We start from the raw sequence: 13,985 nt of genomic DNA on the forward strand, positions 1-13,985 counted from the left end.
CAAATTATTACAGTCGATTACAGGCCAATGAGAATAAAACTTCACCCGATTTGTGCCGCGGTGGCGGGGAGCTTCGTATTTCAACCGATGCTGGTGTGGGCACAGTCCGCACCGGCTGCGACGCCGGCGCAGTTGCCGGAAGTCACCGTCAAGGCGGACGTCAGCCGTGAGCTGGGCGCGGGCTACAACCCGCCCAATGCGGTCAGCGCGACCAAGACCGAGGCCCCGCTGCGCGACGTGCCGCAAACCGTCAACGTGGTCACCGCCGAGGTCATGCGCGACCAGCACGCCACCTCGATGCAGGACGCGCTGAAGAACGTGCCGGGCGTGTCGTTCTCGCACGGCGACGGCCAGCGCGACCAGGTCTCGATCCGCGGCTTCACCGCCATCGCCGACCAGTTCGTCGACGGCATCCGCGACGATGCGCTGTACTTCCGCGACATGTCCAACGTCGACCGCGTCGAGGTCATCAAGGGACCGGCCGCGGTGCTGTACGGGCGCGGCTCGTCGGGTGGCCTGATCAACCGCGTGACCAAGAAGCCGGGCATCGACGTCACCGACTTCGCGCTCAGCTACGGCATGTGGGCCGACCGCCGCGCCGAAGCCGACGTCGGCCGCGTGTTCGCCGACGGCGCCGCGGCGTTCCGTATCACGGGCGCGGTGGAGAAGGCCAACAGCTACCGCTCGCAGCAGTTCCTGGACCGCGCGGCGATCGCGCCGTCGCTGGAGCTGCGCGTCGCGCCCGAGACCACCGTGCTGTTCCAGGCCGACTACCTGGAAGATCGCCGCGTGACCGACTTCGGCATCCCGGCGTATCGCGGGCGGCCGGTGGACGTGCCCGCGTCGCGCTACTACGGCGCGGCCAACGCGCGCGACGCCGACTACTCGCAGTCGCGTGTGTTCTCCGGCACTGCCACCATCAACCATCGCTTCAATGAGAACTGGTCGATCCGCAACGCCACGCGCTACTACCACTACTCGCTCGACCGCAACAACACGCTGACCGCCGCGGTCAACGAAGCGGCGCAGACCCTGACCATGAACCACGGCAATGTCCGCCGCGAGGAACATGGCTGGTTCAACCAGACCGACCTGATCCAGAAGGCGACCATCCTCGGCACCAAGCACGAGATCCTGTACGGCATGGAGATCGGCCAGCAGAACAAGGACCAGATCAACAACACCAAGCCGGTGCCGGGCACCTTCAACCTGTTCAACCCGGTGCTGCCGGTACTGCCGCGCCTGGCGCCGGGCAACCCGACCACCTCGAACCTGGGCATCTTCGACACGCTGGCGTTCTACACCCAGGACATGATCACCTTCAGCGAGCAGTGGAAGGCGCTGGTCGGGGTGCGCTACGACAACTTCCAGCAGGAGACCAAAAACCGCATCGCCGGCCAGCGCGACCTGTCGCGCAGCGACTCCGCCTGGAGCCCGCGTGCGGGCCTGGTGTGGCAGCCGAGCCAGACCCAGTCGTACTACGTGTCGTGGAGCAAGTCGTTCCAGCCGTCGGGCGAGGCCTTTGCGCTGGCGGCCAACAATGCCGATCTCGGCCCGGAGAGCACCCGGAATACGGAAGTGGGCGCCAAGTACGACTGGCTGAACGGCAAGGCCAGCACCACGATCTCGCTGTTCCGCCTGGAGCGCAGCAATATCAAGGTCGCCAACGCCACCAACACGGCGCTGCTGCCGATCGGCGAGCAGCGCACCGACGGCGTGGAGCTGTCCGGCGCTGCCGAGCTCGGCAGCGGCTGGCGCATGCTGGCCGGCTACGCCTACCTGGATGCCACCATCACCAAGTCCAGCGCAGCCCTGCAGGGCAAGCGCGCCACCATCACGCCGCGCCACTCCGGCAACCTGTGGGTGACCAAGGACCTGGGCCATGGCTTCGGTGTCGGCCTCGGCGCCAACCTGGTGGGCGCGCGCTATGCCGACCCGCAGAACACCGTGACGCTGCCCGGCTATGTCACCGCCGACGCGATGGCCTGGTACCGCCGCGGTGCCTTCGAGGCCCAGCTGAACGTGTACAACCTGTTCGACAAGGGCTACATCGTCTCGGCGCACGGCTCCAACGCCAACCTGAACATGCCGGGCGCTCCGCGCAGCGTCATGGCTACCCTGCGCTACCGCATGTAAAGCGCAGCATCGGGGACAAAAAAACCGGGCGGTTCATCACCGCCCGGTTTTTTTTTCGCCTGCTGTTTCTTCTTCTGCCGGTCACGCAACCGCATGCCCCGGAGAAACCCTGAGTGCCGGCAGCGCTCAGTGCTCCCGCTCCCAGGTCTGGGTGCGTCCGATCAGGCTGATGCCGATGAAGCCGCGCACGTTGAGCTTGTTGCCATCCTCGGTGAGCGACATCTTGCTCTTGTAGACCTTGCCGTTTTCCGGATCGAGGATCTCGCCGCCGCTCCACTCGTTGTCGCCGGTCTTGCGCAGGCCGGACAGGATGGTCATGCCGATCAGCGGCTGGTCCTTGCGTGCGTCGGCGCACTTGTCGCAGACGCGCGGCTTGCCGTCGCCGTCGACGAAGCTCTTGAGCAGGCGTCCGCTGTAGACGCCGTTCTTCTCGGTGATCTCCACCAGCCCGCGCGGCTTGCCGGTGTTGTCGTCGATGGTCTTCCACGTGCCGGTGGGCGTGGCCTGCGCCAGCGCCGCGGCGCTGCCGAGCAGGGTGGCGGCAAGCACCGCGGCGCGCACGGTGCAGGCGATAAGGGAAGGGCTGCGCATGATGTCTCCTTTGAGGTCCGTAGCGACGCCAATCTACTGGGGCAGCCGCCGCGCCGCAATCCGGCGCGGACCCGCGCGCGCCGCTCCGCGGCGCTTGCCTGGTTCCCGCCAGGCCGCATGCAGCGGGCGTTTGCGGGTTATTGTGGCGCAGCAAAACGTGCCTGCGCACGGCTGCTGAAGCAATCCTCTAAGCGGACGTACGACCCACCGCGCGCCACCTCGCCGCGTCCTTCGCGACGGCGCGAACGCATCCGCAATGCGCGGCGCGCGTGCTCCGCATCGCGCGGCACGACGCGACCTCATCGCAGCGATTGACGGAGTGTTGCCGCGATGCTTCGCTGTCGTCGCGCCTTGGCCCGAGCGCAACGCTTCGATGCCGCCGCGATGTCCTTGCGATGCCTTCGCGATGCCCTTCCGATGTTGCGTCGATGCAAACCGTTGCGTGCACGCATCACTCTCGCGCGCGCTCGGCGATGGTGTCGCGCAGTGGTCGACGCCGGTGTCGTCGAACATCGAGCACGGCGTCGCGCGTGTGTACCGGGCCGAGTGTGTAAAGCATGCAGGGCGCGCGCCGGTGATCGCGTCGCGCGCGTGTCGAAGCGTGCCGCCGCACAGCTCGACGCGCGCCGCTCGCGTATCGGTGCATCGCCCGCAAAGCCTTTGTCCATGCGGTTTTTCGGAAAGTGCGAGGATACTCGGTAGCGCTGTTCGCAGTCGTCGCGCGCACGCTGCGCGGCTTGTCATCGCTACGCGCGACGGTGTGTAAAAGCTGCGGCGCGCGCGGTCGGCGAAGGGGCATCGCGCAGCGTGCGCGAGTGCGCGTGGTGGGTCTCGACAGGGGCATGCGCGCGACGCGTTTCGATGTCGTCGGCAACGTCTTCGTGACGACGCGCGTGAGAACTAGTTGGAGCGATGCATGCAGGCAAGTTTTTTTGCACTTTTTTCTTAACATCATCGTGCAAACGAATTATGATTCGCCTTGACAAGAGTCTCACTTCATTGCAGCGAAGCAGGAAGCAAGATGGAACCGAAAAGCGCGATGCGCGCTTCGATGCAATGACGAAGGTAGTAGCTGAGGAGCACGAGAACTTTGACGCAGACCAGGCCCGACCGGCTTCTTAAAACGCGTGCAGTCTCCCTTGGTCCATTGACGGGTTGGACCCGCTACCACCGAATGAATGCCGCCTGCCGTGCGCGAGGCCAAGCCCGCACCGCAGGCCTGCTGTCCGATATCTCCTCATTTCTGGCCGCGCGCCGGCTCAACGGGCGGTGCGGGCTGATCGAATATTCCAGGGCGCGGCATGTGCCCGAGACCCGCTTGCGGGCTCGCGCCGGCCGCCAAGTCACCGCCATGGGCGGTGCCCCTGCAACCGAATTCATTAGCGTGCAGCAGTGGTCGGGCCGCACGCCGATGAATCGCTCGCTCGACTGGGGCCGCGCTGCTGTGGCGCGCCTCGGGTCGGTCGGGTCGCCAACTTAGGTCATTCGATATTCACTCTCTAGTGAAGGAGTTATCCATGGCAACTGCTGCAAAGAAAAAGCCGGCGGCTAAGAAGGCCGCCAAGCCGGCCGCCAAGAAGGCTGCTGTGAAGAAGGTCGCCGCCAAGAAGGCTGCACCGGCCGCCAAGAAGGCAGCCGCCAAGAAGGCACCGGCCAAGAAGGCCGCGGTGAAGAAGGTCGCCGCCAAGAAGGCCGCACCGGCCAAGAAGGCAGCCGCCAAGAAGGCAGCACCGGCCAAGAAGGCCGCAGTGAAGAAGGTCGCCGCCAAGAAGGCAGCACCGGCCAAGAAGGCAGCCGCCAAGAAGGCACCGGCCAAGAAGGCCGCAGTGAAGAAGGTTGCCGCCAAGAAGGCAGCACCGGCCAAGAAGGCTGCTGCCAAGAAGGCGCCTGCCAAGAAGGCCGCTGCCAAGAAGGCTGCACCGGCCAAGAAGGCTGCTGCGAAGAAGCCGGCCGCCAAGAAGGCTGCTGCCAAGAAGCCGGCTGCCAAGAAGTCTGCCGCCAAGCCTGCCGCGGCCCCTGCCGTTGCTCCCGCTTCGGCTGCCAAGACCGCGCTGAACCCGGCTGCTGCCTGGCCGTTCCCGACGGGCAACCGTCCGTAAGCTGCGCCGCCAAGGCGTGGATCCTACCCGTTCCGCAAGGAACCACAACGGCACGCGCGTCGTGCCTGCATGACCGGATACTGCGTATCCGGTCCGCAAGACACCTGGTCTTGCCGACCCGCCGATGGCAACCGCCCGGCGGGTTTTTTCATGGGCGCGCGCAGGCCGCGCCAGGGCCTGGCAAGGCCGCCGGAGCGGCCAAAGAAAAAGCGCCGCACCCTGGCGGGCGCGGCGCCCGAGGAGCGCCTTGGGTGAGGGCCTGCGTGGCCGTCAGTGCGTGACGCGGGTCACGCCGCCGGAGGACAGCAGCCGCACCCGTTCGCCGGGGCGGAAGGCTTCGTCGGCCTCCTGCGTGATCGCGCGCATCTCGCCGTTGTCCAGGCGCACGGTGATCTCGAGCGCGCGGCGCTGGTTGATCTTGTTCTCGGCCGCGCTGCCGGCGATGCCGCCCAGCACCGCGCCGAGAATGCCGGCCGCCACCGCGCCGTTGCCGCCGCCGATGGTGCTGCCGGCCGCGATGCCGCCGATGGCGCCGCCGGCCAGCGTGCCGGCGCCGCTCTGGCTGCCCTGGATGGTGACCTCGCGGATGCCTTCGACCACGCCATAGCGCACGGTCTGCTCGCGCTGCGCCTGGCCGGTGCCGTAGACGCTGTTGGAATTGGATTGCGTGGCGCAGCCGGACGCCAGCGTGGCAACCAGGGTGGCCCCCAGGACGGCAAGCGCGCCGCCGCGTAGCTTGTGGTTCATGTCAGTTCCCGAAAAATTCGCCACGCGCCGGCCGCAGCTCAGGCGTAGCGGTACCCGAATGCAGACTGGAACCGGTTGCCGATTTCCTCGCGCGACAACCAGTGGTTCTGCGGACCCTGCTGCGCGATCTTGACCGACCCCATCAGCGATGCCAGGCGGCCGGTCGTTTCCCAGTCTAATCCGTTTTCGATGCCGAAGAGCAGGCCGCCGCGGAAGGCGTCGCCACAACCAGTCGGGTCGACGATGCGCTCGGCCGCAACGGCCGGGATCGCGTACTGGCGGCCATCGGCAAAGATGCTGGCGCCGCGTTCGCCGTGCGTGACGATGAAGGCACGAACCTTGGCGGCAACCTCGGCGCTGGTCCACGCGGTGCGCGACAGCAGGACCTGCGCCTCGTAGTCATTGACTGTCACGTAACTGGCGAGTTCAACGAACTCGCGCAGGTCGTCGCCGTTGAACAGCGGCATGGCCTGGCCCAGGTCGAAGATGAACGGCACGCCGGCCTCGGCGAACTGGCGCGCGTGGTGCAGCATTCCTTCGCGGCTGTCGGGCGCGACGATGCCCAGGCCCGGCGCCTTGTCGCCGCCCAGCGCGTCCTTGACGTGGTTCAGTTGCGACTGGCTCATTGCGCCAGGGTGGAAGGCGGTGATCTGGTTGTTGTCCAGGTCGGTGGTGATCATGGCCTGCGCGGTGAAGGTCTCCGGCAGCACGCGGATGTGGCCGGTGGGGATCTCCAGCTTGCGCAGGTATTCCAGGTAGGGTTCGGCATCGATGCCGACAGTGGCCATCACCACCGGATCGCCGCCCAGCATCTTCAGCGTGTAGGCGATGTTGCCGGCGCAGCCTCCGAACTCGCGGCGCATGCCGGGCACCAGGAACGAGACGTTCAGCATGTGGATCTGGTCCGGCAGGATGTGTTCGCGGAAGCGTCCGTCGAACGTCATGATGGTGTCGTAGGCGACGGAGCCGCAGATCAGGCTGGCCATGCTCTCTCCAGGTGTCGGGTTTGGGTTCGGGTGGATCGGCGCCCTTAGCGGGCAGAAGCAGTAACGCACAAAACAGAAGCGGCCGCCCCGTGGTCGCGGGCGGCCGCTGACATCGCAGGCGCGCCGCCTGTTACTTCAGCGCGGCCAGGGCGGCGTCGTAGTCGGGCTCGGTCTTGATCTCGGGCACCAGCTGGCTGTACTTGACGGTGTCGTTCTCGTCCAGCACCACCACGGCGCGCGCGGTCACGCCGGCGAGCGGGCCGGTCTTGATGTCGACGCCGTAGTTGCCCTTGAACTCGGCACCGCGCATGGTCGACAGCGGCACCACGTTGGCCAGGCCTTCGGCGCTGCAGAAGCGGCCCATGGCGAACGGCAGGTCGGCGGAGATGGTCAGCACCACGGTGTTGGCCAGGCCGCTGGCGGCTTCGTTGAACTTGCGCGCGGACGCCTGGCACACCGGCGTATCCAGGCTCGGGACGATGTTCAGCACCTTGCGCTTGCCGGCGAAGTCGGCCAGCGTGACGTCCTTCAGGTCCTTGCCGACCAGCGAGAAGGCGGGGGCCTTGTCGCCGGCTTGCGGGAACTTGCCTGCGACTTCGATGGCGTTGCCGCCGAGGGTGACGTTGCTCATGTCTACTCCTTGATATCTGATGGATTTCCGGTTGTGGTCCGGAGCGGGGGCAAGGCCCGCCGCCAGACTCGGATTCGGTCCGGCGGCGGGCCAGGAATTCAGGGATAAAAAATCAGCACGCGATAGTTGGCTGGCGCCTGCTGCGTCCGGAATCGTACCCGAACCGGCAGCTCCATGCCCGCGCGCAACCCTTGCGCGGCAAAGGCCTGCTGCGACGGCTCGAGGTATTCCGCGGGCTGCAGCACCCGGCGCAGCAGCAACTGGTCCTGCAGGTCGGTCATCACCAGCTCGATCGCCGGCAGCGCGGTGCTGGCGCGGCCCAGGTTGCGCAGCGTGACGGCCAGCAGGTAGGTGTCGCCGCCTTCATCCTGGCGCTGCAGCTGCGAGGTCTCGATGCGCAGTGCATCGATGTCGCGCCACGGCGGCACGGTGCAGCCCAGCGGCGCGCATGCCGCCTCGAGTGCCGGGCGCAGCATCGGGAAGTGCCCGGCGAGCTGGCTGCGTCCCAGGTAGGCAAGCTGCAACAGCGCGGCGATGGCGAGTACCACGGCTGCCGCGCGCCACGCGGCGCGGGGCACCGCAATGGGCCGGCGCGGCTGGCGTTCACGTTCGCGCTCGCGCGCGTGCCGCAGGAAATCGGGGGCGAACACCGGGCCGGCCGGTGCTTCGGCGCGGACCCAGCGGCGCGTCGCCTGCTCGCGCGCGACCGCGCCGCCGGTGACGCTGGCCAGGGTGTCGGGGCCGGCGGCGCGCGCTTCGTCCTGCTCGCCGAGGGCCGGCAATGCGTTCGGCGGCGTGGCGGCCGCAGTCTGGTCGGCCGGGCGCTGTGTCTGATCCGGCCACGGCGCCGACTCGGATGCCTGATCGGCCGATGCCGCGCGCAGGAATTCGCTCGCGCTGGGGATGGCGCCGGGGGCCGGCGCCGCGGCTTTTCCGGCCGGGCTATCGAGTGCGCCGTGATCGAGCGCCGGCCAGGCGGCTGCCGGCGCGGGCGGCTGTGCCGCCGGTGCTGGTGCCGGGGCCGGCGCCGCTTCGGCGACCGGGCCTGGCGCCTGGCGCTGCGCGTCGCGCGCATCGCGATCGGCGACGGCTGCATTGGCTTCGCGCAGCGCGCGTTCGATCTCGGCATCGTCCATGCCGGCCTGCGGCGGCACGGCCATGTCCTCGGGCGACGACATCAGCATGGTCGGCGCATCCAGCGCCGGCACGTCGTAGCCGGGATCGATGGTCGGTGTGAAAGCGGGAGCCGGGGTCGGCGCGGGTGCCGCGGGTGATGAGGCGGGCGGCGCGGTGGTTTCAGCCGCAGCGGGGGCAGGTGCGGCCGACGCTGCCGGTTTCTGTGTCGGGGCGCTGCCCGCGGTGGTGCCCGCCGGCAGCGGAATCTCGATCAGGTGCTCGCGTGCGTCGAACACCGTCTCGCACTGGCCGCAACGCACCAGCCCCTGGCGCAGCCGCAACTGGTCGGCGACCAGCCGGAAGGCGGTGCGGCAGGCCGGGCAGCGCGTGACTAGCTTGACGGCGGCCATCGGGCGCAATCAGGGACGGGTGCCGTGCAGGCAGACCCAGCCTTCCTCGCTGCGCCATACCGTCAGCGGCAGCCAGGGCGCGTAGGCCGCGGCGACTTCGTCGGCCTGGCGCTCGAGCACGCCAGACAGCACCAGCCGCCCGCCGGCGCGCACGCGCGCGCTCAGCATGGCGGCCATCAGCTTGAGCGGGTTGGACAGGATATTGGCGACCACCAGGTCGTAGCTGGCGTCGGACACCGATTCCGGCAGCGCGAACGAGGCCTCGACGCGGTTGCGCTCGGCGTTGTAGCGCGACGCCTCCACCGCGTTAGGGTCGATGTCGATGCCGACCGTGTCGCCCGCGCCCAGCTTGCGCGCGACGATTGCCAGGATGCCGGAGCCGCAGCCGTAGTCGAGCACGGTTTCGCCCGGGGTCAGGTTCTTCTCCAGCCACTGCATGCACAGCCGCGTGGTGGGATGGCTGCCGGTGCCGAAGGCCAGGCCCGGATCGAGCTCCAGCACCACGGCGTCGGGCTCGGGCGCGTCGTGCCACGACGGCACCACCCAGATGCGCTCGCCCACGCGGATCGGCTCGAACTGCGATTGCGTCAGCCGCACCCAGTCCTGGTCCTCGACCGCGCGCAGCTGGTACGCCGGCACCGGGTCGATGCCGAGCTGGTTGGCGGCCGCTGCCACCACCACGGCCGGATCGGCGTCGTCGCCGAACAGCGCGACCACGCGCGAGCGGTTCCACGCGAGTTGCTTCGGTTCCAGCCCGGGCTCGCCAAAGAGCGGCTGCTCGTCGGGCGTGTCCGCGTCGGCGTCTTCCACCGAGACCGACAGCGCGCCGAGGTCGAACAGGGCGTCAGACCAGGCTTCGGCCTGGTCCTGCGCCACTTCGATCACACATTCCTGAAATGCCACGGGCTTCCTTCTGTTGCTGCGGGTTGCTCAGACCGGTGCTCAGGCCTTCGCGCGTTCGGCCAGGCGATGCTCGAGATAATGGATGCTGGTGCCGCCTTCGACGAAGTTGGCGTCCATCATCAGCTCGCGGTGCAGCGGCACGTTGGTCTGGATGCCGTCCACCACCATTTCCGACAGCGCGATGCGCATGCGTGCGATGGCCTGCTCGCGCGTGGCGCCGTAGGAGATGATCTTGCCGATCATCGAATCGTAGTTGGGCGGGACGAAGTAACCATCATACGCGTGCGAGTCGACCCGCACACCCGGGCCGCCGGGCATGTGCCAGGCGGTGATGCGGCCCGGCGACGGAATGAACTTGAAGGGGTCCTCGGCGTTGATGCGGCATTCGATCGCGTGGCCGCGGAACTGCACGTCCTTCTGGCGGAAGCGCAGCTTTTCGCCGAAGGCGATGCGGATCTGCTCCTGCACGATGTCGATACCGGTGATCATCTCGGTGACCGGGTGCTCGACCTGCACGCGCGTGTTCATCTCGATGAAGTAGAACTCGTTGTTCTCGTACAGGAACTCGAAAGTGCCGGCGCCGCGGTAGCCCATTTTCTTGCACGCATCGGCGCAGCGGTCGCCGATGCGCTCGATCAGGCGCCGCGGGATATGCGGCGCGGGGGCTTCCTCGATCACCTTCTGGTGGCGGCGCTGCATCGAGCAGTCGCGCTCGCCCAGCCAGATGGCCTGCTTGTGCTGGTCGGCCAGGATCTGGATTTCCACATGGCGCGGGTTCTCGAGGAACTTCTCCATGTAGACCTCGGGATTGCCGAAGGCACGGCCGGCTTCTTCGCGCGTCATGTTGACGGCGTTGATCAGCGCGGCTTCGGTATGCACCACGCGCATGCCGCGGCCACCGCCGCCGCCGGCGGCCTTGATGATCACCGGGTAGCCGACGCGGCGCGCGGTCGCCAGGATTTCCTTGGGATCGTCGGGCAGGGCGCCGTCCGAGCCGGGCACGCACGGCACGCCGGCCTTGATCATGGCCTGCTTGGCCGAGACCTTGTCGCCCATCAGGCGGATGCTGTCGGCGGTCGGGCCGATAAAGACGAAGCCGGACTTTTCCACGCGCTCGGCAAAGTCCGCGTTCTCGGACAGGAAGCCGTAGCCAGGGTGGATGGCCTGCGCATCGGTCACCTCGGCGGCCGAGATGATGGCGGGCATGTTCAGGTACGACAGCGGCGACGGGGCCGGGCCGATGCAGACGGCTTCGTCTGCCAGGCGCACGTACTTGGCCTCCTTGTCGGCCTCGGAGTACACCACGACCGTCTTGATGCCCAGCTCGCGGCAGGCGCGCTGGATGCGAAGAGCGATTTCGCCGCGGTTCGCGATCAGAATTTTTTCAAACATGGTCTCTCTCTGCGAGAACAGTAGCGGTCCCGCTGCGTGGCGCCATGGCGCGCCAGGCGCGCTCCGCGATGGCAGGTGGCCATCCGGGCGGCGAGACTGCGGGAACTGCATGGAACTGCACGGAACGGGACGCGAAGCCCACAGCGTCCGTGGCGCGGAAGCGCCCGGGCATGCCGTGCGGGCAGAGGCCGCAGTGGACCGCTGGCGCGGGCGGCTGCAGCATCGGGCCCGGCATGCCGGTCAGGATCAGCCGATGACGAACAGCGGCTGGCCGTATTCCACGGCCTGGCCGTTCTCGACCAGGATTTCCTTGATGACGCCGGCCTTGTCGCACTCGATCTCGTTGAGCAGCTTCATGGCTTCGATGATGCAGACGGTCTGGCCTTCCTTGACCGAATCGCCGACGTTGACGAAGGGCGCGGCGCCCGGCGACGGGGCGCGGTAGAAGGTGCCCACCATCGGCGAGGTCACCACATGGCCGGCGGGCAACTGGGCAACCGGCTCGGCAGCCGGGGCGGCCGCGCCGGCCGGGGCGGCCGCGGCCGGCGCGGCGGCGGGCAGGGCCTGCATCTGCGGCATGGCCATCGGCGCGGCGACGACTTGCGGCGGTTGCTTGACGATGCGTACCTTGCCGTCGCCTTCGGTGACTTCCAGCTCGGAGATGCCGGATTCGGCCACCAGGTCGATAAGCGTCTTCAGCTTGCGCAGGTCCATCTTTTTATCCTCCTGAATCGGGTTTTCCGCCGCTGCCCGGGACGGGCCGTGGCGGAACAATCGTTGTGCCGGCCACCGGAAATCCGCGCCCGCCGTGCCAGAGGCACGCCAACGGGCGCAGGCCGCCGGGCGGCGCGCGCAGGTTGTCGAAAAAATCCTTGTGGGGGTTCAGCTCCCCGAACCGTCGGGCGGGGGCTGCTCCTGGCCCAGTACATAGTCCAGCGCCAGCAGGTAACCCTGCCAGCCAAGCCCGCACACCACCCCGACCGCCACGTCCGAGAAGTACGAGTGGTGCCGGAAGCTTTCGCGCCGGTGCACGTTCGACAAGTGCACCTCGACGAACGGGATCGCCACGCCGGCCAGCGCGTCGCGCAATGCCACGCTGGTATGCGTATAGGCGGCCGGGTTGATGATGATGAACTCGACCCCTTCCGCGCGGGCTGCGTGGATGCGGTCGACCAGCGCTCCCTCGTGGTTGGACTGGAACGTCTCCAGCGACGCGCCGGCTTTCGCCGCGCGTTCGGCCAGGGCCGCGTCGATATCGGCTAGCGTGGTGTGCCCGTAGGTCTCCGGCTCGCGCGTCCCCAGCAGGTTAAGGTTTGGCCCGTGCAGGACCAGCACCTTGCGGTAGCGGGGTGAGCGACGGATAGAGCGGGATGCAGTCACGGCGGCTCGACCAGATCAACGAAATTGCGCGGAGATTACCGTAGCTTAGAGGGATTTGTCTAGCACAGGATACAGGCCTCGACGCCGCTCGGCGCGCTGTCGGCGTCCTTTTGGGCACTTTCGCACCAAACCGGTCCTGAAACGAAATAAATCCATCAAGAAAGCCGAAATTCCGCGATGTTGGCGGAAGAAGCGATTCAGGTGCGCGGCAGCACGGCACGCAATTCGTCTGCGGTGACACGGCCCATCTTGCGATACTTCACCGACCCGTCGGGATTGATGACGACGGTATAGGGCAGGCCGCCGGCGCTGTTGCCGAAATTGCGGGATAGCTCGGTGCCGGCGAAACCAGCCACGGCCAGCGGATAGGCAACCGGCACCTTCTGCGTGAACTGCTGGATGTTGGCCGCCGAATCGATACCGATGCCGACAAATTCCACTTGGCGATGCTTGAACTCCTCATGCAGGGCCGTCAGTTCGGGCATTTCCTCGACGCACGGGCCGCACCACGGCGCCCAGAAGTTGACCACCACGGTCTTGCCACGCAGCCTGCCAAGATCGAGTTCCGCCCCAGCCGGGTCGGGCAGCCGCGACTGGAACAAGGTTTCCACGGCCTGGTCATTGGCTGGCTTGGGCGAAAACACGAAATGCCCGGCCAGCGCGCCGGCGGCACAGGCGATCACGGCGACAGCGATCCACAACCAGAGGCGGGAGCGGCGGGCGGGCGGGGCGATGGTTTCAGTCATGGAATGGCTGGGGACCAGTAAAGATAAGAGGGGACTTCAGGCGTCGCCGGGAGCGTCAGCGGCATCGAGCAGGGCTTGCACGGCCTGCACATCGGCGCGTACCGCGCGCCCGGAGGCGTCTGCCCGCATGGCGCCGCGTTCATCGACCGCATCATACAGGGCTATATGGATGCCGACTGGCGCACCCAGTTCCGCGCGGACCTCGCCGGCCAGCAGGCGCGCCTCGCGGCGGTCGGGCCATTGCCCCTTCCACAGGAAGCTGAGCGTCTCGACCTCGCCACGGCCGCCGAAGTGGCGGCTTTCGCTGGTTTCGAAGTCGACCCCGGCATTGATCAGGTGCAGCGCGGCATCCTTGGCGCTGTCGCAGAAGCACTGCAGATAGATATCGGAGTGCTCCGTGGCGGTGCCATTGAGCACCGCTCCGACCAGATAGGGCCGGAACGGCGCCAGGTCCTGCATCGCCATCACCGCCAGCCGGCGCAGCAGCGCCAGCACGCGCGGCTGGCTGTCGGCGTGGAACAGCGCCTGGTAGGCGCGCACCTCGGCCTCGACCTGCTCGTTGTCGGGCAGCCATTCGCCCGGCACGCGTTGTTCGCCCAGCACCTGGCGCGCGGCCTTGCGCTTGGCGGTGGCGTAGTCGGCACCGTCCTCGGCAATCATGCGGGCGGCGGCCTGGGCGATTTCCTCGCGCAGGCGGGTGGGGTCTGGGGCGGTACGTCGGTTCATGCCCCATGATACCGGAGGCGTCCGCGCACGCGGTGCGCACGCTGCCGCAGTGCAGCGAAGGGCGCTGGCGCTCGGGTACAATCGGAGGCTTCCTGCCCGGCCGCCGCCGCACCACAAGGCTC

Annotated in this window: 13 protein-coding genes; 2 read left to right on the top strand and 11 right to left on the bottom strand. The window is 67.8% G+C overall.

The window, feature by feature from the left end; translation table 11 throughout:
- Nucleotides 1–27: 27 nt before the first annotated feature.
- Nucleotides 28–2,136 (top strand): TonB-dependent receptor, encoded by a 2,109-nt coding sequence (locus tag C7416_RS11880; protein ID WP_111519152.1) that lies wholly within the window; start codon nt 28–30, stop codon nt 2,134–2,136.
- Nucleotides 2,137–2,262: 126 nt separating this feature from the next.
- Here C7416_RS11880 and C7416_RS11885 read toward each other — a convergent pair whose 3' ends face one another.
- Nucleotides 2,263–2,727: a DUF2147 domain-containing protein gene (locus C7416_RS11885; protein ID WP_111519153.1), complete on the bottom strand. Its 465-nt coding sequence runs from the start codon at nt 2,725–2,727 to the stop codon at nt 2,263–2,265.
- 1,517 nt (nt 2,728–4,244) lie between these two features.
- Here C7416_RS11885 and C7416_RS11900 point away from each other — a divergent pair.
- A complete protein-coding gene (locus C7416_RS11900; protein ID WP_111519154.1) occupies nt 4,245–4,826 on the top strand; it encodes a histone H1-like DNA-binding protein in 582 nt (193 codons plus the stop codon).
- Between the two features lie 270 nt (nt 4,827–5,096).
- Here C7416_RS11900 and C7416_RS11905 read toward each other — a convergent pair whose 3' ends face one another.
- The 10 genes from C7416_RS11905 to C7416_RS11950 form a co-directional block, all read right to left on the bottom strand.
- Entirely contained in the window at nt 5,097–5,573 is a 477-nt protein-coding gene (locus tag C7416_RS11905; RefSeq protein WP_111519155.1) for an outer membrane lipoprotein, read from the bottom strand.
- 38 nt (nt 5,574–5,611) lie between these two features.
- Nucleotides 5,612–6,559 (bottom strand): carbohydrate kinase family protein, encoded by a 948-nt coding sequence (locus tag C7416_RS11910; RefSeq protein WP_111519156.1) that lies wholly within the window; start codon nt 6,557–6,559, stop codon nt 5,612–5,614.
- Between the two features lie 130 nt (nt 6,560–6,689).
- Nucleotides 6,690–7,190 (bottom strand): thiol peroxidase, encoded by a 501-nt coding sequence (gene tpx, locus C7416_RS11915; RefSeq protein ID WP_111519157.1) that lies wholly within the window; start codon nt 7,188–7,190, stop codon nt 6,690–6,692.
- A 98-nt stretch (nt 7,191–7,288) separates the two neighbouring features.
- The gene (locus C7416_RS11920; protein WP_111519508.1) at nt 7,289–8,716 is read right to left on the bottom strand and encodes a DUF3426 domain-containing protein; all 1,428 of its coding nucleotides are present in this window, start codon (nt 8,714–8,716) and stop codon (nt 7,289–7,291) included.
- A 9-nt stretch (nt 8,717–8,725) separates the two neighbouring features.
- Nucleotides 8,726–9,619 (bottom strand): 50S ribosomal protein L11 methyltransferase, encoded by an 894-nt coding sequence (prmA, locus tag C7416_RS11925; protein WP_111519158.1) that lies wholly within the window; start codon nt 9,617–9,619, stop codon nt 8,726–8,728.
- 39 nt (nt 9,620–9,658) lie between these two features.
- Nucleotides 9,659–11,011, bottom strand: coding sequence for an acetyl-CoA carboxylase biotin carboxylase subunit (gene accC / locus C7416_RS11930; RefSeq protein ID WP_026164220.1), 1,353 nt, complete (start codon nt 11,009–11,011; stop codon nt 9,659–9,661).
- Between the two features lie 246 nt (nt 11,012–11,257).
- On the bottom strand, nt 11,258–11,725 hold the full coding sequence (accB, locus tag C7416_RS11935; protein ID WP_111519159.1) for an acetyl-CoA carboxylase biotin carboxyl carrier protein: 468 nt from the start codon (nt 11,723–11,725) through the stop codon (nt 11,258–11,260).
- 168 nt (nt 11,726–11,893) lie between these two features.
- Nucleotides 11,894–12,391 carry a type II 3-dehydroquinate dehydratase gene (aroQ, locus tag C7416_RS11940; protein WP_111519160.1) on the bottom strand — a complete coding sequence of 166 codons (498 nt, stop codon included), beginning with the start codon at nt 12,389–12,391 and terminating at the stop codon, nt 11,894–11,896.
- A 197-nt stretch (nt 12,392–12,588) separates the two neighbouring features.
- A complete protein-coding gene (locus C7416_RS11945; RefSeq protein ID WP_111519161.1) occupies nt 12,589–13,137 on the bottom strand; it encodes a TlpA family protein disulfide reductase in 549 nt (182 codons plus the stop codon).
- A gap of 36 nt (nt 13,138–13,173) precedes the next feature.
- On the bottom strand, nt 13,174–13,863 hold the full coding sequence (locus C7416_RS11950) for a UDP-N-acetylmuramate--alanine ligase (protein WP_111519162.1): 690 nt from the start codon (nt 13,861–13,863) through the stop codon (nt 13,174–13,176).
- Between the last annotated feature and the right edge of the window lie 122 nt (nt 13,864–13,985).

This window comes from Cupriavidus phytorum (genome assembly GCF_003254285.1).
Taxonomy (GTDB): domain Bacteria; phylum Pseudomonadota; class Gammaproteobacteria; order Burkholderiales; family Burkholderiaceae; genus Cupriavidus; species Cupriavidus phytorum.

Bases quoted from the DNA above. Each gene is read 5' to 3' on its own strand.
- C7416_RS11885 (WP_111519153.1), bottom strand. From the start codon at position 2,727: ATGCGCAGCCCTTCCCTTATCGCCTGCACCGTGCGCGCCGCGGTGCTT.
- C7416_RS11920 (WP_111519508.1), bottom strand. From the start codon at position 8,716: ATGGCCGCCGTCAAGCTAGTCACGCGCTGCCCGGCCTGCCGCACCGCC.
- C7416_RS11905 (WP_111519155.1), bottom strand. From the start codon at position 5,573: ATGAACCACAAGCTACGCGGCGGCGCGCTTGCCGTCCTGGGGGCCACC.
- C7416_RS11900 (WP_111519154.1), top strand. From the start codon at position 4,245: ATGGCAACTGCTGCAAAGAAAAAGCCGGCGGCTAAGAAGGCCGCCAAG.
- C7416_RS11880 (WP_111519152.1), top strand. From the start codon at position 28: ATGAGAATAAAACTTCACCCGATTTGTGCCGCGGTGGCGGGGAGCTTC.
- C7416_RS11950 (WP_111519162.1), bottom strand. From the start codon at position 13,863: ATGAACCGACGTACCGCCCCAGACCCCACCCGCCTGCGCGAGGAAATC.
- accC (WP_026164220.1), bottom strand. From the start codon at position 11,011: ATGTTTGAAAAAATTCTGATCGCGAACCGCGGCGAAATCGCTCTTCGC.
- accB (WP_111519159.1), bottom strand. From the start codon at position 11,725: ATGGACCTGCGCAAGCTGAAGACGCTTATCGACCTGGTGGCCGAATCC.
- C7416_RS11910 (WP_111519156.1), bottom strand. From the start codon at position 6,559: ATGGCCAGCCTGATCTGCGGCTCCGTCGCCTACGACACCATCATGACG.
- tpx (WP_111519157.1), bottom strand. From the start codon at position 7,190: ATGAGCAACGTCACCCTCGGCGGCAACGCCATCGAAGTCGCAGGCAAG.
- C7416_RS11945 (WP_111519161.1), bottom strand. From the start codon at position 13,137: ATGACTGAAACCATCGCCCCGCCCGCCCGCCGCTCCCGCCTCTGGTTG.